Annotated in this window: 10 protein-coding genes; all 10 read left to right on the top strand. The window is 68.1% G+C overall.

Annotated features, from left to right (window positions below):
* Positions 1–88: 88 nt before the first annotated feature.
* The 10 genes from JQT59_RS30750 to JQT59_RS30700 all read left to right on the top strand — a co-directional run bounded on the left by JQT59_RS30750 (position 89) and on the right by JQT59_RS30700 (position 26,082).
* A complete protein-coding gene (locus JQT59_RS30750; RefSeq protein WP_213573226.1) occupies positions 89–9,256 on the top strand; it encodes a non-ribosomal peptide synthetase in 9,168 nt (3,055 codons plus the stop codon).
* Between the two features lie 31 nt (positions 9,257–9,287).
* Positions 9,288–13,736 carry a condensation domain-containing protein gene (locus tag JQT59_RS30745; protein WP_213573225.1) on the top strand — a complete coding sequence of 1,483 codons (4,449 nt, stop codon included), beginning with the start codon at positions 9,288–9,290 and terminating at the stop codon, positions 13,734–13,736.
* The gene (locus JQT59_RS30740; protein ID WP_213573224.1) at positions 13,733–14,575 is read left to right on the top strand and encodes a 3-hydroxyacyl-CoA dehydrogenase family protein; all 843 of its coding nucleotides are present in this window, start codon (positions 13,733–13,735) and stop codon (positions 14,573–14,575) included. The genes JQT59_RS30745 and JQT59_RS30740 overlap by 4 nt, the downstream gene beginning before the upstream one ends.
* On the top strand, positions 14,562–15,962 hold the full coding sequence (locus JQT59_RS30735; RefSeq protein ID WP_213573223.1) for a condensation domain-containing protein: 1,401 nt from the start codon (positions 14,562–14,564) through the stop codon (positions 15,960–15,962). The genes JQT59_RS30740 and JQT59_RS30735 overlap by 14 nt, the downstream gene beginning before the upstream one ends.
* Positions 15,884–16,333, top strand: a complete 450-nt coding sequence (locus JQT59_RS30730; RefSeq protein ID WP_349306991.1) for an AMP-binding protein — start codon at positions 15,884–15,886, stop codon at positions 16,331–16,333. The genes JQT59_RS30735 and JQT59_RS30730 overlap by 79 nt, the downstream gene beginning before the upstream one ends.
* Positions 16,281–16,553 (top strand): AMP-binding protein, encoded by a 273-nt coding sequence (locus JQT59_RS30725; RefSeq protein WP_213573222.1) that lies wholly within the window; start codon positions 16,281–16,283, stop codon positions 16,551–16,553. Before JQT59_RS30730 ends, JQT59_RS30725 begins: the two co-directional genes overlap by 53 nt.
* A gap of 562 nt (positions 16,554–17,115) precedes the next feature.
* The gene (locus JQT59_RS30715; RefSeq protein ID WP_213573220.1) at positions 17,116–20,547 is read left to right on the top strand and encodes a condensation domain-containing protein; all 3,432 of its coding nucleotides are present in this window, start codon (positions 17,116–17,118) and stop codon (positions 20,545–20,547) included.
* Positions 20,469–20,918 carry an AMP-binding protein gene (locus JQT59_RS30710; RefSeq protein WP_349306991.1) on the top strand — a complete coding sequence of 150 codons (450 nt, stop codon included), beginning with the start codon at positions 20,469–20,471 and terminating at the stop codon, positions 20,916–20,918. Before JQT59_RS30715 ends, JQT59_RS30710 begins: the two co-directional genes overlap by 79 nt.
* Positions 20,866–21,138 (top strand): AMP-binding protein, encoded by a 273-nt coding sequence (locus JQT59_RS37815; protein WP_213573218.1) that lies wholly within the window; start codon positions 20,866–20,868, stop codon positions 21,136–21,138. Before JQT59_RS30710 ends, JQT59_RS37815 begins: the two co-directional genes overlap by 53 nt.
* A gap of 564 nt (positions 21,139–21,702) precedes the next feature.
* Positions 21,703–26,082 (top strand): non-ribosomal peptide synthetase, encoded by a 4,380-nt coding sequence (locus JQT59_RS30700; RefSeq protein ID WP_349306990.1) that lies wholly within the window; start codon positions 21,703–21,705, stop codon positions 26,080–26,082.
* Positions 26,083–26,099 lie beyond the last annotated feature (17 nt).

Here is a 26,099-nt window from a genome sequence, read left to right as displayed (position 1 = left end):
GTCAGGGTGAGGGGCAGGTAGTCCGTCACCGTGGTTGGTTGCTCCCGGATGCGAAGGCGATGGGGGCCTTGGCTGGGATGCGATTGCGATGGAGCGACGAGCAGCGAGGGGGTCGGCCGGCGAACCCGCCTGTGTCGCCGACACTCCCGCCCATTTCCTCGCTTCACCAGCCTCACCGTTTCCACTGTCCGCCGCGCAGTACGAGGCCTGGCTGGCGCAGCAGCTCGCACCGGACGTGCCGTTGTGTATCGCGCAGTATGTGAAGTTGTACGGAAACCTGGACGTCGATCTCCTCAGGTCCGCCACGGTGGCCGCCGCCGACGAGTTCGGGTCGCCGTTCCTGCGTCTGATCGAAGTCGAGGGCCGCCCGTTCCAGCTGGTCGACCCTTCGACGGACCGATCCATCGGGCTGGTTGACTTCCGCGGAGAGGTCGACCCGGAAGACGCGGCTCGCCGGTGGATGCGGGCGGACTGCGCCACGCCGATCGACCTGACCCACGACCGCCTCGTCGAATCCGCGATTCTGCGGGTCGGCGACGAGCACTACCTGTGGTACAGCAAGATTCATCACGTTGCGCTGGACGGCTACGGCGCAATGACGATGCTCAACCGGATCGCGGCCCGATACAGCGCCGCGATCGCGAACCGAGAGCCGCCACCGAATGAGGCTGTCGATCCCCGGTACCTCCTCGACGTGGACGAGCAGTACCGATCGTCGAGCCGCTTCGCCGCGGACCGCCAGTTCTGGGCCGAGCGGATCGCCGGACTCGGTCCTGCACCGAGCCTGGCTCGCAGGGCCGCACCCGCGGTGGCCGACAGCAATGACATCGCGGGACCGCTGCCCGAGACGGCCGAGCGTGCGCTGCGCGAGGCCGGGCAGCACGGCACGGCGAGAATCATCGCCGGGTTCGCCTGCTATCTCGCACGCATGACAGGACGCCGGAACGTGCTGGTCACTATCCCGGTGTCGGCGCGAACGACGGCGGTTTTGCGACGTTCGGGCGGCATGGTGGCCGGTATCGTGCCGCTGCCGGTGGAGATCCGGCCCGAAGACACGGTGGGCGAGTTGGTCGAACGAGTCCGGCTCGACTTGCTGGGTGCCCTGCGACACCAGCGTTTCGGGCTCGGGGACATTCGCCGCGACGCAGGGGCGGGCGCCGCCGACACGCTGTCCGGGCCGATGATCAACGTGATGCTCTTCCATCAAGAGCTGAGGCTCGGCTCCCTCGTGGGCGAGTACCACATCGTCACGTCCGGGCCGGTGGAAGATCTGCTCGTCGACGTGTACCAGAGCGGTGCGCCGGTGAAGACCTTCGTCCACTTCCTGGCGAACCCGAATCGGTATTACGCCGAGGAGGTCGGTGCCCACCACCGCCGGTTCGTGGAACTGCTCGACGAGTTCCTGCGGGCGGACGCGGACGCCGTGATCAGCACTGTCCACGAAGACACAGCCAGATTGGATTTCTGGACGCGGACGCTGGCGGATGCGCCGCCGCTGATCGAGCTGCCTGCCGATCGGCCCCGGCCACCCCGGCCGTCCGGGCGCAGCGCCGCCGTGGAGGTGGCGATCGGCGCAGCTCTGCAGCATCGGCTGACGACGTTCGCGGCCGAGTACCGCACCGACGTGTTCACGGTGGTCCACGCTGCGCTCGCTCTGCTGCTGTCGCGGGTAGCGCGTACCGCGGACGTGGTCGTCGGAACCGCGGTGGACGCGGAGGTACTGGTGTCGCGGACCCGGCTGCGTGGCAGCGAACCGTTCACGGAGTTGGTCCAGAGGGTGCGGGACGCGGCACGAGAGGCGGCCGCTCACCGCGGCGTGTCGTGGAAGCAGATCGTGGACGCGCTCGACCCGCCGCGGTCCCGATCACACGCGCCACTGTTCCAAGTGTTGCTCGACTACGGAGACCGAGGCCGGGATCTCGGCGATCTCGACCTGCTGGTGACCGTGGACGAGCGGCATGATCAGGTCCGATTCTCCTATGCCGCAGACCTGTTCGACGCCGATATAGTCTCGGGCTTCGGTCATCGGCTGCTCCGACTCGCGGAGGCCGCCCTCGACGACCCGTCCGTCCCGGTCGGCGACATCGAGCTGCTCGCGCCGGCCGAGCACACGCTTCTCCTCGAGTGGTCGACGCGCCCCACGTCGCCCCCACGTCGGACGCTGACCGAGCTGTTCGCAGTGCGGGTCGCGGGCACACCTGATGCCACCGCGGTCGTGGCGGGCGGCGAACGGCTCACGTACGGCCGGTTGGACGCCCGGTCCAATCGGCTTGCGCGGCAGCTTCTGTCGAGGGGAGTGGGTCCGCAATCCCTGGTCGCGGTCGCTGCACCGCGGTCGGCCACGCTGGTGGTCGCGCTGGTCGCCGTCGTCAAGGCCGGTGCGGCGTATCTCCCGATCGACGTCGATCACCCCGGTGAGCGGTCGGCGCTCGTGCTCGACGACGCCCGACCGGTGTGTCTTCTCGCCACCCCGGGCACCGCAGCGGCACTGGCGCCGTCGAATATCCCTGTCTTCCTGCTTGATTCGGAGGAAGGCGAGCTCGACACCGTTTCAGCGCTGCCGGTGACGGACACCGAGCGGGCGCCGATCAACCCGGATTCGCTCGCGTACGTGGTCTACACATCGGGATCGACGGGCAGACCGAAGGGCGTGGCAGTGTCACACGGAAACGTGGTGGCCCTCTTCGCGAGCGCCGAGCAGCTGTTCCGGTTCGACGGCACCGACGTCTGGACGATGTTCCACTCACCGGCGTTCGACTTCTCCGTCTGGGAGCTGTGGGGAGCTCTGCTCCACGGGGCGACGCTCGTGGTCGCCGACTTCGACACCACCCGTTCGCCGGCACAGTTCCTCGAAGTGCTGCGCCGAGAACGGGTGACGGTGCTGAGCCAGACGCCCACGGCGTTCGCCCAGCTGATCGAGGCGGAAGCCACGAACGAGAGCGCCGAACCACTCTCGCTGCGATACGTCGTGCTCGGCGGTGAAGCGCTCGACCTCGGGCAGCTCGCACGCTGGTACTCGCGGCACGACGACAACGCGCCCGTACTCGTCAACATGTACGGCATCACGGAGACGACGGTGCACGTCAGTCACCTTCCCCTCGACCCTGAGTTCGCAGCCGCCGCGTGGACGAGTGTGATCGGGCGGGCAATTCCGGGTTTCCGCGTATCGGTGCTCGACCCACGACTCCATCCTGTGCCGGTGGGTGTGGCCGGTGAACTGTACGTTTCGGGACCGCAAGTGGCGCGCGGATATCTGGGCCGCGCCGGGCTCACGGCATCCCGATTCGTCGCGGACACGTCCGGGTCGCGCATGTACCGGACCGGTGACGTGGTGCGGTGGCGCCGGGACGGACATCTCGAGTACCTCGGGCGCGACGATCAGCAGGTCGAGATCCGTGGATTCCGCGTGGAACTCGGCGAGGTGGAATCGGTGTTGGGCCGCTGCGACGGGGTGGCGCAGGCGGTGGTGACGCTGCTCCGGAACGAGGTGACCGGCCCGGCCCTTGCTGCCTACGTGGTACCCGGACCGGGGGCGCTCATCGACCCGCACGCCGTTCGCGAGGCAGCGGAATCCGCTCTCCCCTCGTACATGGTTCCCGGGTCGGTGACCGTTCTCACCCAGCTGCCGCTCACCGTCAACGGCAAGGTCGACCGGGCGGCCCTCCCGTCTCCGGTAGCGCACGCCCGTGCCGACTTCGTCGCACCGGGCTCTGCCGTCGAGGAGGCGCTGGCGGCTGTCTTCGTGGAGTTGCTGAACGTGCCGTCCGTCGGTGTCGACGACGATTTCTTCGGACTGGGCGGCAACTCGCTGATCGCCGCCAGGGCCGCGGCCCGAGTCCAGACCGAACTCGGTGCGGGTGTGGGCGTGCGCGACCTCTTCGAGGCCCCGACGATCCGGTTGCTGGCCACTCGCGTGGGTAGAGCCGCGACGACGACTCGGCCACCGCTGGTCCCGACGGATCGCTCCTCGCCGGTGCCGGTGTCCCTCGCGCAAACGCGGATGTGGTTTCTCGACCAGTTCGACACGACGTCGCCCGCCTACAACATTGCAGCGGCCTTCCGATTGCGCGGGCCTCTCGACTCAGCCGCGCTGGAGGCCGCATTGACCGATGTCGTGGACCGTCACGAGATTCTCCGGACCGTGTTCCCACTGGCCGGAGACACCCCCGTGCAGTCGGTGCTCCCGGTGAGGGATGCCCTGCCGGAACTCCGTGCGGTGGTAGTGACGGGAGAAAGCGAACTGCGCCAACGAATCTCGTCGGCCTTGGCGACAGGCTTCGATCTCACGACGCAGGTGCCCCTGCGGGTGGAACTGTTCGAAGTCGGGCCGAGCGAGCACGTCTTCGCTCTCGTGGTGCACCACATCGCGGCGGACGCGCTGTCCCTGGGCCCACTCGCCCGGGATGTGACGGCCGCCTACGCGGCTCGGGTGGCCGGCCACGCGCCGCGGTGGGAACCACTGCCCGTACATTACGGCGACTACACCGTGTGGCAACGGGCGCTGCTCGGATCGGAGGACGACCCCGACTCCCTGATGTCCCGGCAACTCGCATACTGGCGTTCCACGCTCGCCGATGCGCCGATCGTGGCGGATCTACCGCTCGATCGTCCTCGTCCGGAAGTGCGGTCACTCGCCGGGGCGGGCGTGTCGTTCACCGTCGACGCACGCCTGCACGAGCGACTGCGGGACCTCGCGCGAGAACACGAGGTGACGGTGTTCATGGTGTCGCACGCGGTGTTCGCGGTACTACTCGGGAACCTGACCGGCACGAGTGACGTGGTGATCGGTTCGCCGGTCGCCGGTCGCAGCGAGGCGGTCCTCGACGACCTGGTCGGGATGTTCGTCAACACTCTCGCGCTCCGGACCCCGGTTCCCGGCTCCGGCTCGTTCGCAGACCTGCTCCACACCGTCCGGGACCGTGATCTGGAGGCGTTCGCGCACGCCGACGTGCCCTTCGAGCGGGTGGTCGAGGCGCTCGACCTACCGCGCACCACGTCACACGCGCCGTTGTTCCAAGTGTTGTTCGAGTTCCAGGACGTCGAACGGCCGACGCCTGCCTTACCGGGTCTCACGGTGGAAGAGATCGATCTCGGCGTGTCCGTGTCGACCTTCGACCTGCAACTGACGTTGATCGAACAGTTCGCCGAGGACGGCGCCCCGGCGGGAATGAGTGGTGGCTTCACCTACGCCACGGATATCTTCGACGCTGCGACCGTGCACGCGTTCGCCGAACGGTTCGTGCGTCTGCTCGACACGATCGTGGCATCGCCCGACGTTCCACTGGCGCGCATCGATGTGCTCACGCCCGACGAGCGGGGGGCGCTGGTTCCGGTCGGCGGACACCCTGCCGAAGCGCCCCGGTTGCTGCCGGACATTCTCGCTGCCGCGGCGCAACGCGATCCGCATGCCGTCGCGTTGTCCTACGGCAACGCGGTGATGTCGTATCGCGAACTCGACGACTGGTCGAATCGGCTGGCCTGGGTGCTGATCGATCGCGGAATCGGCCCGGAAGACCAAGTGGCGATCGGCCTCGTCCGGTCGGTGGAGCTGGTGGTGTCGGTGTGGGCGGTGGCGAAGTCGGGGGCATCCTTCGTACCGGTCGATCCGAGTCTGCCGCAGGCGAGGATCGCCGACATCCTCGCCGATTCCGGCGCGGTCGTCGGTTTGACGGTCGCCGAACAGCGCGACCGGATGCCCGACGGTGTGGAGTGGCTACACCTCGACTACCCGGGTCCGTCGCGGCGGTGGCGGTCCCATCCCATCACCGACGGCGACCGGGTCGCCGCGCTGCGGCCGGGACATCCCGCCTATCTGATGTACACGTCCGGGTCGACCGGAACGCCGAAAGGTGTGGTGATCACCCACACGGGGCTGCAGAATCTCACCGTCGAGCAGCACATCCGGTATGCCACGACCGCCGCGTCCCGGGTGCTCAATCTTGCGGCGCCCGGATTCGATGCGTCGATGCTGGAGTACCTCATGGCCTTCGGTGCGGGCGCCCGACTGGTGATCGCGGCACCCCACGTGTACGGCGGCGACGCGCTGACGGATCTCCTCGCCTCCGAGCGCATCACGCATGCCTTCGTGACCCCCGCCGTGCTCGCCACGGTCGATCCGCGCGGCCTGCACCTCCTCCGCACCCTTGTCGTCGGCGGGGAACGCTGTCCACCGGAGTTGCTCGACCGCTGGGCATCCGGGCGCACCCTGCTCGTCGCCTACGGGCCCACGGAGACGACGGTGGTGTCCAACATCGGTGCCCCGATGGCGCCCGGCGACCTCGTGCGGATCGGGCGCCCGATCCGCGGCATCCGCGAACTCCTCCTCGACGAGTGGCTGCGACCGGTTCCCGTCGGAGTGGTCGGTGAGCTGTACATGCTGGGGGACGGGTTGGCGCGCGGTTATCACCGGAAGCCCGGTTCGACCGCCGCCTCGTTCGTGGCCAACCCGTTCGACCGCGCGGGCTCGCGAATGTACCGTACCGGCGACCTCATGCGGTGGGCACCCGACGGACTCCTGGAGTATGTGGGCCGCAACGATTTTCAGGTGAAGTTGCGTGGACAGCGGGTGGAGCCGGGAGAAATCGAGGCGGTGCTCACCCGTTGCCCCGGGGTCGCGCAGGCGGTGGTCACGGTTCGCCGCACCCCGGCCGGCCAGGCGGTGCTCGCCGGCTACGTCACGGCGAACGAGCATGCGGATCTCGACAGCACAGAAGTCCTGCTCTTCGCCGGATCCGTCCTTGCGCCGTTCATGGTGCCGGCCACGGTGACCGTCCTGGATCGAATGCCGCTCGGCCCCAACGGAAAGGTCGACAGGCGGGCACTCCCGGATCCCGAGCTCGCCCCGCGTGTCTTCCGGGCGCCCACCACGCCGTTCGAGTCGATCGTTGCCGGCATCTTCGCGGAAGTGCTTCGAAGCGGTGCCGTGGGCGCCGACGACGACTTCTTCGCGTCGGGTGGCAACTCACTGACAGCGACACAGGTCGTCGCGCGGATCAACGCCGCACTTGGCGCGAGCATCGGGGTGCGCGACGTGTTCGAGGCCCCCACGGTGCGGGCCCTGGCTGGACGGATCGAGGGTAGAGGCGCTGCCGACCGGCCCAGGTTGACGGCGGTGCAACGGCCGGACCCGCTCCCGCTGTCGTGGGCGCAACACCGGATGTGGCTACTCAACCAGATCGACACCTCCTCGCCCGCCTACAACATTGCAATGATGGTGCGGCTCTCGGGAAAACTCGACGTGGACGCGCTCGCCGCCGCACTCACGGATGTGGTGATCCGGCACGAGACGCTGCGCACGCGGTATCCCCACGGGGTCGCGGGGCCCACCCAGGTGATCATCGACGCTCACGACGTCGCGGGGCTCACGGTGGTGACCACGGGAGAGTCACCCCTGTCAGAGTTGGTGTCGACAGGGTTCGACGTGGCCGCCGAAGTCCCGATGCTGGCGCGACTGTTCGAGTACGGCGAGCGGGACCACCTGCTCGTCGTCGTGGTGCACCACATTGCCGCGGACGGGTTCTCGATGGTCCCGTTGGCGCGGGATGTTCTCACGGCGTACAGCGCCCGAGCCGCGGGCCGCACGCCGGGGTGGGACCCGCTGCCGGTCCAGTACGCCGACTACACCGTGTGGCAGCGGCAACTGCTGGGTTCGGAGGACGACGCCGACTCCCTGATGTCCCGGCAACTGGATTACTGGCGAGCCGTCCTCGCCGATGCGCCGGTGGTAACCGAGCTACCCGCGGATCGGGAACGACGGCCGCATCGATCCGGTGCCGGCGACCGGTGGACGTTCACCATCGACGCAAACATGCACAGGGATGTCGTAGCGCTCGCACGGTCGCGGCACTGCACCGTCTTCATGGTGGTGCACGCGGCGTTCGCGCTACTGCTGTCCAGGTCGGGGGGCACCCGCGACATCGTGATCGGATCGCCCGTCGCCGGACGCGGAGAGGCGGACCTCGACGACGTCGTCGGGATGTTCGTCAACACCCTCGTCCTGCGGACCGAGGTCTCGGGAACGTTCGCCGATCTCCTGGGGCGGGTCCGCGACACCGACCTCGCTGCATACACCCACGCCGACGTGCCGTTCGAGAGAGTGGTGGAGGCATTGAATCCGCCACGCTCGCAGTCGCATTCGCCGCTGTTCCAGGTGCTGCTCGAATTCCGGAACACCGAGTACCCCGCGCTTCCGCTCCCACACCTCGATGTCGAGGTGCTCGAACCCGAAGTCACGGTGTCCCTGTTCGACCTGCAACTGACCCTCCGTGAACGCCACGACGAGTCCGGGTCGCCGACCGGGATGACCGCTGCCTTCACCTACGCCACCGATCTGTTCGACGAGCAGACCATCCACACCCTCGCCGACCGGTTCACCAGAATCCTCTCGGCCGCAGTCGCGGAGCCGGGTATCGCCGTCGACGAGATCGATGTTCTCGCCCCCGCCGACCGGCGGCAGCTCCGCGAATACAGCTTGGCGACAGGCACTTTCATTCTCGATTCCCGTCTGCATCTGGTGCCCGAGGGAGCGACGGGCGCGGTGTACGTGGCCGAGTCCGCGGCGGACGACCTGTCACCGCGGGCGGCGGCCACCACTGTCGTCGCCAATCCTTTCGGTGCCCCCGGATCCCGCATGGTCCGCACCGGCCGGCTCGCTCGGTGGACACGGTCGGGACGCCTCGTCGGCGTCGACGGCTCCCCGCTTCACTCGATTCCGGACATCATGAAGACTCACCCCGCAATCCGCGAGGCGGTCGCGCTGACGACGGCGGCGGGAATCACGCTGTTCTGGGTTCCGGCGGCAACTGCGGCGGTCCTGCCGATGCCCGAGGATCTGCGCGCATTCGGTGCCCAGCGACTCGAATCCCGACTCGTGCCCGCGCAGTTCTTCGCGCTCGGTGCAGTGCCGCGCACCCCCGAAGGCGAGGTCGACGAGGATGCGCTGCGCGCACTGATTCCGGAGGCGCAGGCACCCGACCGCACGTCACGACAACGGTGGACCGAGGTGCAACGCGCCGTCGCCGAGGAGTGGGCGGCCGTCCTGGGGCATGACGATTTCTCTCGCGAGGACGGGTTCTTCGACGTCGGCGGCAATTCTGTCCGTGTCGTGGAACTTGCGCGGCGGTTCGAGGACCGGTGGCCGGGCGCCCTCCGCGTGGGCCGGCTGTTCGACGTCGTCACGGTCGCCGCGCAGGCCGAGGTGATCTCGCACTCTGCCGGGGCAACGCAGGTCCGCGCACCCGCTACCTACGAATTCTGACCGAACTTCTGACCAACTCCGGGAGGCAACAGTGACCCAGCGACAACCGGGCGACGACGACGTCGTCGTGGTGGGCATCGCCGCGCGCTACCCCGAGGCCGACGACCTGGCGGAGTTCCGCGCGAACCTCGCGGCCGGCCGGGATTCGGTGCGCCCGCTGTCCCGGTCGCGGGCCGAGGCCACCGGACTCGGTCCGCCCTCGGACTACCAGCCGATGGGGTTCGTCGAGGACATCGCCACATTCGACTACTCGTTCTTCACGCTGTCGAAGCGGGAGGCGTCGCTGATCGACCCGCAGCAACGTCTGGCGTTGGTCCTGGCGTATCGAGCGATCGAGGAGGCCGGCTATTCGGCGACCGACTTCCGGGACAGTGCGACAGCGGTGATCTTCAGCGCCGCGACGTCCACCTACCCGGCGATGTGGGCGGAACCGGGCGTCCTGAGCACCCTGGGCAACGTTCCGTTCGCGGTGCCCGCCCGCATCGCGTACCAACTCGGGCTCACCGGGCCCTGTTACGCCGTCGACTCGGGCTGCAACGGTTCGCTGATCGCGGTGCACCACGCCTGCCGGGAGCTGCGCTCGGGAGACGCCGATTTCGTGCTCGCGGGCGGTGTCAGTCTGCGGGTGAACGGCATTCGCGCCGATCTGGCCGAGGGCTCGGCCGAGCTGATGTCACCCGGCGGACGATGCCGGGCATTCGATGCGAGCGCGGACGGTACTGCCGTCGGCGAGGGTGGCGCGGCGCTGCTCCTCACCACGATGGGGCGCGCGCGTGCCGACCGTGTGCCGGTGCACGCGGTGATCCGCGGCACCGCAACGGTGTCGAGCGGTCATTCGTCGGCGACCATCAGTTCACCGAGCGCTCGGGCGCAGGTGGCCGTGATCGAGCGGGCCTGGCGCAACGCGGGGCTCGCACCGCGCGATGCCGGGTATCTCGAAGCGCACGGTTCGGGAACACCCTTGGGCGATGCCGTGGAACTGGAGGGAATCGCCACCGCATTCGAGGGCAGGTCGGGTGTTCTACCCATCGGTTCGGTGAAGACCAACATCGGCCATCTCGACCACGCAGCAGGAGTGTCGGGCCTGGTGAAGGCGATCCTTGCCGTCGAGCACGGTGAGCTGTACCCGTCGCTGCATTTCGACAGGCCCACCGGCGGAGTAGATTTCGCCGGCAGCGGGATCGAGGTGGTCACCGAGGCCAGGACCTGGAGCGAGGAGCGCAGCCCTCGACGGGCCGGAGTCAGCTCGTTCAGTCTGGGCGGTATCAACGCGCACTGCGTGGTGGAGCAGCCACCCCGGCAGGACACCGCGCCCCGCGCCGAGGACACCGCGCCCCGCGTCGAGGACGCTCTTCGGATCGTGGGTGTGTCGGCGAAAAGCGCAGCGGCGCTGGCCACTCTGTGTGACGATCTGGCGTCGGCGGTGCGCGGGTATCACCTCGCCGACATCGTCTTCACTCTCAACCAGGGGCGGCCGCATCACGAGTATCGGGTGGCGGTGCAGGCGCGCACTGTCGACGAACTGGCGAAGGCACTCGCCGCGCAGGCTGCGGACCTCGAGGATCGGAACGAGACTGCGCCGACCCGGCGGGCACCGTCCGTGGCACTGCTGCTGTCACCGGACCCGATGCCCGCCGCACTCCGTGGCCGTTCCCTTCCGCCGGCACTGCCGGCCACGGGTGACGAGGCGGACCTTCTCGCCGGCCAGATCGCCGTTCACCGGGAATTGCGGAACGCTGGGATATCCGTGGACGCCGTCCTCAGCGGTGGTGTGTCGCGCTATGCCGCGAGGTATCTGCTCGGCACGTTGTCGGAGGTCACCGCCTCCGAGATCGCGGCGGCCGCCGCCGACCCTGCGATCGATACGGGACGGTTCGTCGCCGTCGCGAAAGGAATGCTCGCCGACGGACCCGTCGTGTTCGTGGAGCCGAGCCCGGACGGGCGGCTCGGACGGTTGCTCGCCGACACGCTCGGTGACCGAGCGGATGCAGAGATCCTGCGCGTACCGGACACCTCCGGGGCCATCACCCATGTGCTCGCGGGATTGTACGAGCGCGGAGTCGACCTCGACTGGGCTGCCGTCGGTGCGGCTGACGAGACCGCTCGGCGGGTGCGGTTGCCCGGGCACCCCATGCTGGGCTCCCGGTGCTGGTACGACCTGCCCGGCCGGCCGGAGTGGGGTCGAACCCCCGAAGTCGGCGCGCCGGAACCGAAGCCGGAACCGGCGCGCGTCGCCCCGGCGGACAGCCTCGACTGGCTGCAGACGACACTGCGCGGTCTGCTGCACAGCGAGACGGCGGTTGCCGCAGACGACGACTATTTCGAACTCGGCGGCAACTCGCTGATCGCGATGCAACTCGTCGACAAGGTAGCCGAGCAGTACGGGGTCAGACCCAAGTTGATCGACCTCTACGAGCGGCCGAAGGTCGCAGATTTCGCGGAGCTGCTCGCGGCGGGCACGTCCGCAGCCGGTGGGCTGCCCCCGATCACACCACGCGGACGGCATGTGATGTCCTTCGGCCAGGTGCGCATGTGGTTCCACCACCAACTCGACGCCGCCACGACGATCTACAACCTGCCGATGGTCAGCGACCTGCACGGACCGATCGATGAATCGGCCGTCCGCGGAATGTGGGACGACCTCGCCGCACGGCATCAGGTACTGCTGTCCAACTACGTCAACGTCGACGGAGAGCCGCAACTGCGCATTCGCCCATCGCTGGGCGACTTCTTCCGGACCGCCGACGTGTCGAACGAGCCGGACCCTGTGGCTGCGGCCCGGGCACTCGTGCACGAAGCGGCGATCGCACCGTTCGACCTGGCAAACGACCCGCTGGTGCGTGCTCTCCTCGTCCGGATCGGCCCGGACGAACACGTCCTGCAGGTGACCACCCACCACTCCGTCAACGACGGTGGTTCGCCGCGAATATTCGAACGCGAACTCCCCGCCCTGTACGCCGCACGCCGGACCGGTCGCCCCGCGGATCTCCCGCCACTGTCCATCCAGTACTGGGACTACGCGCTGTGGCAGCGGGAACTCATTGCGAGCGCCGCACTCGAGCCGGAACTCGACTACTGGCGACGGGTACTCGCCGATGTCCCGCTGCTGCGGCTTCCCACCGACTTTCCTCGACCGGAACGGAAGAACTTCACCGGCGCATTCCACACCTTCACCATTTCGGCCGAACATACAGCACGCCTACGAGCCGTGGCCCGGCGTGAGTCGGTGTCACTGTTCGTGGTACTCCTCTCCGCGTTCTTCCTACTCATGGCGAGCCGGAGTCGCCAGCGGGACATCGTCGTCGGGACCCCGACGACGGGGCGCAACCGGCCGGAACTCGCCGGCATGATCGGGTACTTCAACAGCACTGTGGCGTTGCGCGCCGACCTGTCCGGCGAACCGAGCCTGACGGAACTGTTCGGCCGGGTGCGCGACGTCGTGCTGGGCGCCCTCGAACATCAGGAGATTCCGTTCGACCGGGTCGTGACGGCACTCACCGGTGACCGAGACACGAGCCGTACCCCGCTCTTCGACGTCTGCCATGTCCACCAGGAACTGCCCGCGTTGCAGTCGCAACAGGGGCTCACCGAGACGCTGTTCGATCAGGAGGATCCCTCGGCCATCGCTTTCGGCGGGGTGCCCTCCGGTACAGCGAAGTTCGACCTCACCCTCGTCACCACGGAGCGCGGCGGCGAAGACGACATGGCCGCCGGGCTCGAGTTCAGCACGGAACTCTTCACCGAGCAGACCGCCGCCGCGCTGTGCGGGGAGTACGTTGCCATCCTGGCGGGCATCGTCGATTCTCAGGCGGCGCAGCCGATCTCAGCGTTGCTCACCGACTCGTCCGACGAGTTCCCGTCGCGCGAACTGCCGACCGCACCCCCGGTGGTACCGGCCGACCGGCCGCGGCCGACATCGAACGGCGCGGAACCGCTTCGCTACTCGATCGCTCGGGTAACCGCGAACCTCGACGACGCCCCGGAATTCGCCGAGTTGCTCGCCGCGTGGATCACCCTCCTCGCCTGGTACACCGCTCAGGACGAGGTGGTCGTCGGCACCGCCGCGGCCCCCGGGGGTCCGCCGCGGCTCGTCGGTGTCGACCTGTCGGGTGAACCCTCGTTCCTCGAACTGGTGTCGACGGTACGTAGGGAACTGTCTTCCGAGAGCAGCATGCGGGATTCCGCAGCAGTACACTTCCCTGTTCTCTGCGACGGAGAACGCGCCCCGAGTGACGACCGTGCCGAGGCATCGTCCGCCGAACTGGCGCTGGTGTGGTCCCGTGGGCAGGGCCCGAATCTCACCCTCGAACTCGACTACGCGGTGGAACTGTTCGACCGCAGCACGGCAACCGCGATGCTCGCCGACCTCCGTCAGCTCATCCGGGGGCTGGTGACGCATCCCGACCTGCCGGCCCAGGAGGTGGCGATGGAGTACGTGCATCAAGACGACACCGGTCGCTCCTCGGAGGCGGCGCGATGAGCATCGGTGTGGTGGGCGCAGGCACCATGGGCGTCGGAGTCGCCGAGTGCTGTGCGCACTCCGGCCACGACGTGATCGTCGTCGAGTCGGATCCACACGCCGTCGAAGTCGCGCGCAAGCGCATGAGCGACTCGCTGCGGCTCGCGATACTCCTCGGCCGCAGCGCGGGCCCGAAACCCGCCGAGGTGGTGGCACGTGTGCGATGGACCGATCAGATGTCCGAGCTGCACGACGCCACCGTCGTCGTCGAGTGTGTTCCCGAACGGATCGACCTCAAAGAGAAGATCTTCGCCGAACTGGACCGCTGCTGCGCCACCGATGCCGTACTCGCATCGTGCACCTCGGGGATTCCGATCGATCTCGTCGCCGCATGCACCTCGAGGCCGGAACAGGTTGTCGGGCTGCACTTCATGAACCCGGCGCCGCTCAAGGACACCGTAGAGGTAGTGGCCGGACCGCGAACGTCCCAGCGCACCCTGGACCGCGCGCAGGAGTTCCTCACCTCCCTGAACAAAACCGGCATCATCGTGGGTGACGGACCCGGCTTCGTGTTGAATCGCGTGCTCATGCTGTGCATCGCGGAGGCGGCCGCCTCCGTCGACGCCGGTATTGCCGACCCGGAAACCGTCGACGCACTGTTCGAGGGCTGCCTCGGCCATCCCATGGGGCCGCTGCGCACCGCGGACCTGATCGGCCTCGACAACGTTCACGACACGATGACCACCCTCCGCGCGCTGACAGGCGACGACCACTACCGCCCGCCCGAGTCGCTCACCGCATTGGTCGACGCCGGCCACCTGGGGCGTAAGACCGGGCGGGGCTTCCATGACTACCGATGAACGACCGCCTGCCGATGAAGAGCTCACTGGCAGTGTGGAACTGCCCCTGACGTACGACCAACTCGCACTGGTCGAGACCGGACACGACAACCCCACTTTCGCGTTGTATCTCGAACTCGACGGCCCGCTCGTCGAGGACGCATTTTCTACCGCATTGCGGCAGACGCTGACCGAATGTGGTTGTCTACGCGTCACCCTCGGCGGTAACGGGCAAGAACTACGCCAGAGAACCGGGACCGGGCACGTGTCCGGACCGGATGTGATCGACGCGAGCACCTCGGCCGACGCCGACACTCTCGTCGCGGCGTGGATCAGCCGCGAACTGGACCGGACAATGGACGTCACCACCGGCCCGCTGTACGTCCACACCCTTTTCCGTTTGCCGCACGGCCGTTTCGGCTGGTTCCAGCGCTACCACCGCCTGGTCAACGACGAACCGGGCATGGCGGCGATCGTCCGGGCCACCGCCGAAACCTACGAGGCCGCCCGCACCGCGCCGCCTCGGAGAGTGAACTGGCCGTTCACGTCCCCGTCGGCACTGCTCGCCTCCGATGCCCGCTACCGGGAGAGCGCCGCGTGGCTCGACGACCGCTGCTACTGGGAGGAGCTTCTCGCCGGGGTCCCGAAAGCGGAAGAACTGTTCGATCAGATTCCCGAACAGAAGGATTCACGCTACGAGAATATATCGGTCGGCGGTGTAGCGGCGCGACTCGCACGCCGCAGCGGCGGCGGTACGGCAGCAGTTCTCCTCGCGGCTCTCGCGCTGTACCGGCAGAGCCTTACGGGCGTCGACGACGTACTGCTCGGGTTCCGGGAACGTGGGACGACGATGCCGGTCAGGGTGACCCTCGCCCCCCATTTCACGTTCGACGCGGTGACGCGGCAGCTGGGCCTGCAACTGCGGAGATCCCGTCGACGGCGCTTCCTCTCCACAACCGATGCTGCCGCAATCGGGCAGGACTGGTGCCCGCTGGCGGGTGAAGTGCGGGAACCGCTCGGCGTCGAGCGGATCGGGAACTGCGCCGTCGCAGTGGTGAAGCGTTGGGGCGCAACGGGGGAGCGCGCATCTATCGCCGTGGACGACGGGGACGGGACGTGGTCCGTCGAAGCACACGGTCCGGCCGATCTACAGCGCTTCGTCCGAATCCTCACGGCCGCACTGGAATCGCCCGATGGGTTGTTGGCGGGGGTGGAGGTGTTGAGTGCGGGGGAGCGTGGGGTGTTGGTTCCGGTGCGGGGTGGGCGGGGTGTGGGTGTTCGGGTGTTGCCGGAGATTTTGGCTGGTGGGGTGGGGGTGGATCGGGGGCGGTGGCGGTTTCGTGTGGTGGGGTGGAGGTGTCGTATGGGGAGTTGGATGAGTTGTCGTCGCGGTGGGCGCGGGTGTTGATCGGTCGGGGTGTGGGGCCGGAGTCGGTGGTGGCGGTGGTGGTGGGGCGTTCGGTGGAGTTGGTGGTGGGGGTGTGGGCGGTGGCGAAGGCGGGTGGGGCGTTTTTGCCGGTGGATCCGGTGTTGCCGTTGGTGCGGGTGCGGGAGATGTTGGTGGATTCGGGTGTGGTGGTGGGGTTGTCGGTGTCGGGGTGTGTGGTGCCGGATGGGGTGGAGTGGTTGTGGCTCGATGATTCGGGTGTGGTGGAGGGGTGTCGGGGGTGTGGTGTCGGATGGGGATCGGGTGCGGCCGTTGAGGGCGGGGTGTGCGGCGTATGTGATGTATACGTCGGGGTCGACGGGGCGGCCGAAGGGGGTGGTGGTGACGCATGAGGGTTTGGCGAATTTGGCTGTGGAGGAGCGGGTTCGGTTCGGGTTGTCGTCGGGTTCGCGGGTGTCGCAGGTGTCGTCGCCGAGTTTTGATGCGGTGGTGTACGAGTGGTTGATGGCGTTTTCGGTGGGGGCGCGGTTGGTGGTGGCGCCGCCGGGGTGTTCGGGGGTGTGGGGTTGGTGGAGTTGTGGGAGGCGGAGGGGGTGTCGCATTGTTTTGTGACGCCGTCGGTGTTGGCGACGTTGGGGTCGGGTGTGGGGTTGGGGTCGGTGCGGGTGTTGGTGGTGGCGGGGAGGTGTGTGCGCCGGAGTTGGTGGCGCGGTGGGCGCCGGGTCGGGAGTTTTTCAATGCGTATGGGCCGACGGAGGTGACGGTGCAGGCGACGGTGGGTGGGCCGTTGGTGGCGGGGGTGTGGTGTCGGTGGGTGGTCCGGGGGTGGGGGTGGAGGTGGTGGTGTTGGACGGGTGGTTGCGTCCGGTGCCGGTGGGGGTGGTGGGTGAGTTGTATGTGTCGGGGTCGGGTGTGGCGCGGGGGTATCGGGGTCGGGCGGGGTTGACGGCGGTGTCGTTTGTGGCGAATCCGTTTTCGGGTGTGGGGTCTCGGGTGTATCGGACGGGGATGTGGTGCGGTGGGTTGAGGTGGGGGTGTTGGAGTTTGTGGGGCGGGTTGATGGGCAGGTGAAGGTGCGGGGTCAGCGGGTGGAGTTGGGGGAGGTGGAGGCGGTGTTGGCGCGGTGTCCGGGGGTGGCTCGGGCGGCGGCGGTGGTGCGGGAGGGGGTCGGTTGGTGGGGTATGTGGTGCCGGAGGTGGGGGTGCGGGTGGATCCGGATGTGGTGGTGGAGTGGGTGGCGGGGGTGGTGCCGGGGTGGGTGGTGCCGTCGGTGGTGGTGGTTGTGGGGGAGTTGCCGGTGACGGTGAGTGGGAAGCTTGACCGCACAGCACTACCCGAACCGGAACTTGTGCACCGACCCCAGCGGCCCGCGCGCACCGCAGCCGAAGAGACGTTGGCATCGGTCTTCGCGGAAGTACTCGGAATCGAACGGGTGGGGTACGACGACTCGTTCTTCGCGTTGGGCGGCGACAGCATCCTGTCGATCCGGTTGGTGTCGCGGGCCAAGACCCGAGGACTGGTGTTCACCCCGCAACAGGTGTTCGAGCACCGAACGGTGGCTGCGCTGGCAGCACAATCGGACATCGCGGACCGCACGACGCCCGGACCTCTCACCGAACTCGCCGGCGGCGGTATCGGCACTTTCCCGCCCACACCTGTGGTGCGGTACCTGTTGGAGCGCGGCGGCCACTTCGAGCGGTTCAGTCAGAGCCTGCTGCTCACGCTCCCCGCCGGGATCGACGAAGACGGACTTGTCGCTGTCCTCGCCGCGGTGATCGCACGGCACGACATGCTGCGGTCCCGGCTGTTGCGGGATGCGAGCGGACAGTGGCAGATGGAGACCCGCACGGACACCGACGTGGATGCGGCCTCACTGATCCGTCGCGTCAGGTTCGACGCCACTGTCGAGGCCGACCCGCCGGCGACACTCGTCGCGGCCGAGCACCAGGCTGCTGTCGAGAGACTGCGTCCCTCCGATGGTGTCGTCGTCCAGTTCGTGTGGCTCGATCCGGGACCGTCGAGCGTCCCCGCAACCTCGGGCCGATTGATCGTCGTGGCTCACCATCTTGCCGTTGACGGGGTGTCCTGGCGGATTCTGTTGCCCGACTTCGCGACCGCCTGGTCGCAGATCTCCGCCGGACACGGTGCGGAGCTGCCGGCGCCGGGAACGTCCATGCGCCGGTGGGCGCATGCCCTGGCGGAGGAGGCACAGCGCGGTGAGCGGGTCGCCGAGCTGGCGTGGTGGCGGAGCGTCGTGGACGGGCCGGACCCCCTGATCACCGACCGCCCTCTGGATCCCGCGGTGGACGTGGCGACGGCAATTCGTGACGTCGGCGTCGAGATGTCGACCGAAGACACCTCCGTACTGTTGACAACCCTCCCGGGGTTATACCACGGGGGTGCCCACGACGTGCTCGTCACCGCCCTGGCAGTGGCATCGTCGAGATGGCGACGCGATCGGGGAATCTCGTTGTCGTCCATGCTGATCCGCATGGAGGGGCACGGGCGCGAGCAGTATGTGGTGCCGGGCGCCGACCTGTCCCGCACCGTCGGCTGGTTTACCACAATCTTTCCCGTCCGCGTCGACCTCGCCGGTGTCGACCTCGACGACGCGCTCGCCGGCGGCCCCGCGATGGGCCGGGCGGTCAAGGTGGTGAAGGAGCAGCTGCGCGCTGTACCCGACATGGGCATCGGCTACGGCCTCCTCCGCTACCTGAACCCCGACACGGCCGACACGCTGCCGAAGACCGAACCGGGGCACATCAGTTACAACTATCTCGGCCAGGTCCCCGACGCACCAGCCGGCAGCACGGTGGCATGGGCACCCGCCGACGGATTCGGCGACCTGCAGTACGTTCCGGACCCCGACATGCCCGCCTCGGCCGCGCTCGAGGTCAACTCGATCGTGGTCGGCGGAAAACTTCGGGTGAGCGTGGGCTACCCGGACACCCTGGTGGCGCGCGACGATGCCGAGCGGTTCGCGATTCTGTTACGGGAGGCGTTGTCCGCATTGACAACTCATTCTCACCGTCCTGAGGCCGGGGGGGTCACCCCTTCCGATGTTCCGCTCGTCACCGTGACTCAGAGCGACCTCGACGCGTGGGAGGAGCGCTTCGGGCCGCTCACCGATGTGTGGCCACTCGCACCCCTGCAGGCCGGGTTGCTGTTTCACGCCCTCATGGCGAAACCCGCGATCGACGCCTACACGGTGCAGGTGTCGCTACATTTGAAAGGCGCCGTCGATCCGGCGCGGATGCGCCGCGCGGCTCAGGCACTGCTGGATCGGCACGCGAACCTGCGGGTGGCCTTCGTGCCGTCCGCCGACGGCACCTTCGTACAGGTGGTGCCGGCGACCGTCGACGTGCCGTTCCGCCAGGTCGACCTGACGGGCATTCCCGAGGAGGCGCGCGGCGCCGAACTGGACCGGATTCTGGCCGCCGATCGCTCTGCGGCATTCGACACCTCCCACGCACCGCTGATGCGATTCCTTCTCCTGTCCATCGGACACGACGAAGTCCGTCTGGTGTGGACCAACCACCACACCCTCCTCGACGGGTGGTCGATGCCACTCGCGATCCGGGATCTCCTCGCCCTGTATGTAGCAGATGGGGCGGGGACGCTGCCGAGTCCCCGGCCCTACCGGGACTTTTTGACCTGGCTGCGCCACCGAGATCCAGAGGAGTCGCGGGGGGTGTGGGCGAACGCGCTCGCCGGCATCGACGGACCGACGCTGCTCCTGCCGGAGGCGTGGGGAAAACAATCGTCGGTCCCGCCCGCCCAGGTACAGTTTTCGCTTTCCGAGAGCCTTACCGCGGAACTCGCGACTCTGGCACGCGAGCGCAACGTCACTGTGAATACGGTGACCCAGGCTGCGTGGGCACTTCTGTTGAACGGGGCCACGTCCTCGTCCGATGTCACGTTCGGCGGCACGGTGTCCGGGCGATCACCGCAACTCGCCGGCGCCGAGTCGATGATCGGATTGTTCGTCAACACCGTCCCCGTTCGTATCACGCTCGATCCCCGGGAAACGGTGGGCGAGTTGCTCGAACGAACGCAGTCGGAGCAGGCGGCGTTGTTCGACCACCACCACCTGGGTCTCGCCGACATTGCGCGCGCGGCCGGCCCACAGCTCGGATTCGACACGGCAACCGTCTTCGAGTCGTACCCGATCGATCGAGGTGGGCTGACCGAGGACACCGACCTGGCCGGAATCCGGGTAGTGGACGTCAGCGGTGTCGATGCCACGCATTACCCACTCAGCGTGGCCTTCTCGATGGACACGCAGCTGCGCATGACCTTTCACTACCTACCCGACCTGATCGAGGCGGCCACGGTCAAGACGATCGCGGCACGGGTCACCCGGATATTCGAGGAGATGGCCACCGAACCGGATGGGTTGTTGGCGGGGGTGGAGGTGTTGAGTGCGGGGGAGCGTGGGGTGTTGGTTCCGGTGCGGGGTGGGCGGGGTGTGGGTGTTCGGGTGTTGCCGGAGATTTTGGCTGGTGGGGTGGGGGTGGATCGGGGGCGGTGGCGGTTTCGTGTGGTGGGGTGGAGGTGTCGTATGGGGAGTTGGATGAGTTGTCGTCGCGGTGGGCGCGGGTGTTGATCGGTCGGGGTGTGGGGCCGGAGTCGGTGGTGGCGGTGGTGGTGGGGCGTTCGGTGGAGTTGGTGGTGGGGGTGTGGGCGGTGGCGAAGGCGGGTGGGGCGTTTTTGCCGGTGGATCCGGTGTTGCCGTTGGTGCGGGTGCGGGAGATGTTGGTGGATTCGGGTGTGGTGGTGGGGTTGTCGGTGTCGGGGTGTGTGGTGCCGGATGGGGTGGAGTGGTTGTGGCTCGATGATTCGGGTGTGGTGGAGGGGTGTCGGGGGTGTGGTGTCGGATGGGGATCGGGTGCGGCCGTTGAGGGCGGGGTGTGCGGCGTATGTGATGTATACGTCGGGGTCGACGGGGCGGCCGAAGGGGGTGGTGGTGACGCATGAGGGTTTGGCGAATTTGGCTGTGGAGGAGCGGGTTCGGTTCGGGGTGTCGTCGGGTTCGCGGGTGTCGCAGGTGTCGTCGCCGAGTTTTGATGCGGTGGTGTACGAGTGGTTGATGGCGTTTTCGGTGGGGGCGCGGTTGGTGGTGGCGCCGCCGGGGGTGTTCGGGGGTGTGGGGTTGGTGGAGTTGTGGGAGGCGGAGGGGTGTCGCATTGTTTTGTGACGCCGTCGGTGTTGGCGACGTTGGGGTCGGGTGTGGGGTTGGGGTCGGTGCGGGTGTTGGTGGTGGCGGGGGAGGTGTGTGCGCCGGAGTTGGTGGCGCGGTGGGCGCCGGGTCGGGAGTTTTTCAATGCGTATGGGCCGACGGAGGTGACGGTGCAGGCGACGGTGGGTGGGCCGTTGGTGGCGGGGGTGTGGTGTCGGTGGGTGGTCCGGGGGTGGGGGTGGAGGTGGTGGTGTTGGACGGGTGGTTGCGTCCGGTGCCGGTGGGGGTGGTGGGTGAGTTGTATGTGTCGGGGTCGGGTGTGGCGCGGGGGTATCGGGGTCGGGCGGGGTTGACGGCGGGGTCGTTTGTGGCGAATCCGTTTTCGGGTGTGGGGTCTCGGGTGTATCGGACGGGGGATGTGGTGCGGTGGGTTGAGGTGGGGGTGTTGGAGTTTGTGGGGCGGGTTGATGGGCAGGTGAAGGTGCGGGGTCAGCGGGTGGAGTTGGGGGAGGTGGAGGCGGTGTTGGCGCGGTGTCCGGGGGTGGCTCGGGCGGCGGCGGTGGTGCGGGAGGGGGTCGGTTGGTGGGGTATGTGGTGCCGGAGGTGGGGGTGCAGGTGGATCCGGATGTGGTGGTGGAGTGGGTGGCGGGGGTGGTGCCGGGGTGGGTGGTGCCGTCGGTGGTGGTGGTTGTGGGGGAGTTGCCGGTGACGGTGAGTGGGAAACTTGACCGCACAGCACTACCCGAACCCGGCACCGGGACGCGTCGCTTCCGGGCGCCCGCCACCCCCCTCGAAGCCGTCGTGGCCGGTGTGTTCGGCGACGTCCTCGGAATCGAACAGGTCGGCGCCGACGACGACTTCTTCCGCTTGGGCGGCGACTCACTGTCCGCCACCCGCGTGGTTGCCCGGGTCGACGCGGCACTCGACGTCGAAGTCGGACTGCACGCCCTCTTCGAGGCGCCGACCGTCACAGCGTTTGCGGCCCGTGCCGCGAAAGCCACCGTGCGTACCGACCGGCCGGTGTTGCAGTCCGGACCGCGTCCGGAACGAATCCCGTTGTCGCTGGCGCAGACTCGTATGTGGTTCCTCAACCAGTTCGACACCTCCTCGCCCGCCTACAACATTGCCATGGCGTTCCGGCTCTCCGGCGCACTCGATGTCGACGCGTTGCGCGCTGCGGTGGCCGATGTGGTGGCGCGGCACGAATCGCTCCGGACCCGCTTTCCGATGTGCGACGGTGAGCCGGTGCAGGTGATCCTCCCCGACGCGGCACCGGACCTGCCCGAGGTGACGGTGACCAGCGAAACCGAGTTGCGCGAGCGGCTCTCGGCGTCGGTGTCGGAAGGCTTCGACGTCACCAAGCAGGTGCCGGTGCGAGCGGCGTTGTTCGAGACCTCCGATGCCGACCGAGTGCTCCTGGTGGTGGTGCACCACATCGTCGCGGACGGAGCATCGATGGTCCCGCTCGCCCGGGACGTGCTGGTGGCCTACACGGCCCGCACCCACGGGGGTGCCCCGGAATGGGAACCCCTGGCGGTGCAGTACGCCGACTTCGCACTCTGGCAGCGGCAACTCCTCGGTTCCGACGAGGATCCGCAGTCGCTGGTGTCGGCACAGCTGGACTACTGGCGGAACGCGCTGGCCGGTCTTCCTGCCGCACTGGATCTACCGGCGGACCGTCCGCGTCTGATGCAACGGTCACCGGGTGGAAGCCGAGTGGGATTCGAGATCGACGCCGACCTGCATCGTCGGCTGACAGCGCTGGCGTCGGCGCACCAGTCGACGCTGTTCATGGTCGCGCATGCCGCCCTGGCCGCTTTCCTGGCCCGGATGTCCGGTTCCGAGGACATCGCCATCGGAACCCCCGTCGCCGGACGCGGCGAGGCCGCACTCGACGACATGGTCGGAATGTTCGTCAATACCGTGGTGCTACGCACCGTCATCCGGTCCGCGAGCACGTTCGCCGAACTGCTCGAGCAGGTGCGCGTTGTCGACCTCGGCGCATACGCCCACGCCGAGGTGCCGTTCGAGAAGGTCGTCGAAGCGCTCGACCCACCTCGCTCGACGGCGCATTCACCGCTGTTCCAGGTACTACTCGAATTCCAGAATGTGGAGCAATCCGACCTGTCGCTGCCGGACGTCGAGGTGACCGGCATCGACCTCGGTGCGACGATCGCACGATTCGACTTTCAGCTCACCGTGTCCGAAGAGTACGACGACGAGGGGTCACAGTCGGGCATCAGGGCCGCATTCAGTTACGCTACCGACCTTTTCGATGCCGACACCGTGGCCGAGCTGGCCGACCGTTTCGTTCGCATGCTCGGCGCCGTGGTGGACGACCCCTCGGTGCGGCTGGGGAACCTCGACATACTGGACGCCTTCGAACGGGACGAACTCGCGCCGGTCCGGGGTGCGCCCGCGGTTCCGGAACGGACGCTGTCGGACGTGCTCGTCGCCGGCGCCGCCGTGGATCCGGAAGCAATCGCACTGTCGAGCAACGGTATCGACGTTTCGTACCGGACGCTCGACGAACGGTCCAACCGGTTGGCCAGAGCGCTCCTCGACCGGGGCGCCGGCCCCGACTCCTTCGTCGCAGTCGGGGTGCCGCGGTCGATAGAATCGGTGCTGTCGGTGTGGGCGGTCGCGAAGTCGGGTGCGGCGTACGTGCCGATCGACCCCGCGCTCCCGGCCGCCCGCATCACGGCGATGCTCGAGGATTCCGGTGCAATCCTCGGACTGACCGTATCGGCGCACCGCGGGCATCTGCCCGGCGCGGTGGAGTGGCTGCTGCTCGACGACCCGGAGGTCGACAGCGCGTACCCCGGGGACCCGGTGACCGACGACGACCGCGTGCGACCGTTGCATACCGGGCACGCCGCCTTCCTGCTCTACACCTCCGGCTCTACCGGCACACCGAAGGGTGTCGTCGTCTCGCACAGCGGTCTGGCAAACCTGGTAGTCGAGGAGCGGGAACGCTTCGCAGCGACGCACGGGGCACGGGTGTCGCACCTGGCGTCGCCGAGTTTCGACGCGTCCGTCTTCGAACTGCTGATGGCCTTCACCGTCGGGGCGACGCTGGTGATCGTGCCCCCCACCGTGCTCGGTGGCCGCGAGCTGGCCGAACTCCTCGAGGCCGAACACGTCACACATGCGTTCTTCACCCCTACCATCCTGGAAACGGTGAGTCCCGAGGAGCTTCCGTCCGTCCGAGTTCTGGCAGTGGCAGGTGAACGGTTCGCCCCCGAGCTTGCGAACCGCTGGACACCGGGCCGGTTTGTCTTCAACGGATACGGTCCCACTGAGGCGACGATTCAGACCACGGCCAGCGAGGCGCTGTCGCCGGACGAGCCGGTCACCGTCGGGGGTCCCGGCCGCGGCGTCGACGTGATAGTCCTGGATCCGTGGTTGCAGCCGGTCCCGGTGGGTGTGGTGGGCGAATTGTATGCGGCGGGACCGGGACTGGCTCGTGGATACCATCGGCGCCCGGGTATGACAGCAGCGTCGTTCGTGGCGCACCCCTTCGGAGGTCCGGGCTCCCGCATGTACCGCACCGGTGACCTCGTGCGCTGGACCGAGATAGGCCGGCTGGAATACATAGGCCGCAACGACTTCCAGGTGAAGATTCGAGGACAGCGGGTGGAGCTCGGCGAGATCGAGTCGGTACTGGCCCGCTGCGACGGGGTGGGCCGGGCGGCGGTGACCACACACGCCGGCGCAATCGATCGATTGGTGGGTTACGTAGTCCCGGAGGGCAATGCGAACATTGATCCGGCGGAAGTGCTGCGCTACGCCGCCTCTCATCTCGCGCCATACATGGTGCCTGCTCAGCTGGTCGTGCTCGACGAGCTGCCGGTCGGGCGCACAGGCAAACTGGACAGGCGGGCACTTCCCGCGCCGATGGTCTCACCCAGGCCGTTCAAGGCACCAGCCACTCCGCTCGAGCACGCCGTCGCGGAGGTGTTCGCCGACGTACTCGGGGTAGAACGCGTCGGAGCCGACGACGACTTCTTCGCACTCGGTGGGAACTCCCTGGTCGCGACCAGGGTGGCGTCCGCACTGCGGGACCGGCTCGGCACGGACGTCGCACTGCAGTGGATCTTCCGCAACCCCACTCCCGAAGGGCTGGCGCGCCGCATCGTCGACCCGTCCACGCCCGGCGCCGCGGCGACCGACGACGTGTTGAGTGTCGTGGTCCCGCTCCGGTCCGGTGGAACACGTCCCGCTGTGTTCTGCGTCCACCCCGCGGGCGGACTCGCCCTCGGATACGCCGGACTGATCCAGCACCTCGCGCCGGACAGGCCGGTGTACGGGCTCCAGCTGCCCATCCTGAGCGGAGGCGCGACGTTCGAGTCGATGGAAGAACTGGCACACCGCTACGTCGTCGAGATGCGGGCGGTGCAGCCCCGAGGCCCGTACCACCTGCTGGGATGGTCACTCGGTGGCGTGATCGCACACGCGATCGCCGTCGAATTGCGAGAGTCCGGGGCGGACGTCGGCACGCTCGCGATGATGGACAGCTACCTGGCAGAGGAGGGCGATTTCGGTGACCTCGAGGTCGACGCCGAGCAATGGCTGCACGGACTGGGCGTCGATTTCGAGGGCAGCGGCGACGACGACAGGTCGTATCGAGAGCAGTTGGTCGAGATGCTCGGCCGATCGTTCGGCCGCGACCCGGCGTTCGCGTCGACCCTACTGGGCCGCATCAGCGCGGGCCTCGAGAACTCGAAGCGGATCTCGGCCGAACATCGGCCCCGCGTGTTCGACGGTGACTTGCTGTTCTTCGCCGCCGCGCAGGGCGCCGACGACGAGGGTGAACGACCCTCGCCGAGCGTGTGGCAGCCCGTGGTGACCGGCGTGATCACCGCGAACGAGGTGGAGTGCGATCACGTGCGGATGACCACACCGGAGGCCTTCGCGGTGATCGGGCCGGTCCTGGAACGCGCACTGGCGCGCACGCCCTGATGGTCGCCGCTCATGCC

It is taken from the genome of Rhodococcus sp. USK13, from assembly GCF_018343855.1.
Taxonomy (GTDB): domain Bacteria; phylum Actinomycetota; class Actinomycetes; order Mycobacteriales; family Mycobacteriaceae; genus Rhodococcus_F; species Rhodococcus_F oxybenzonivorans.
This window is presented reverse-complemented; position numbering and strand designations above follow the sequence as displayed.

Coding starts and splice junctions, on each gene's coding strand:
- JQT59_RS37815 (WP_213573218.1), top strand. CDS start 20,866: ATGTATACGTCGGGGTCGACGGGGCGGCCGAAGGGGGTGGTGGTGACG.
- JQT59_RS30725 (WP_213573222.1), top strand. CDS start 16,281: ATGTATACGTCGGGGTCGACGGGGCGGCCGAAGGGGGTGGTGGTGACG.
- JQT59_RS30740 (WP_213573224.1), top strand. CDS start 13,733: ATGAGCATCGGTGTGGTGGGCGCAGGCACCATGGGCGTCGGAGTCGCC.
- JQT59_RS30735 (WP_213573223.1), top strand. CDS start 14,562: ATGACTACCGATGAACGACCGCCTGCCGATGAAGAGCTCACTGGCAGT.
- JQT59_RS30750 (WP_213573226.1), top strand. CDS start 89: ATGGAGCGACGAGCAGCGAGGGGGTCGGCCGGCGAACCCGCCTGTGTC.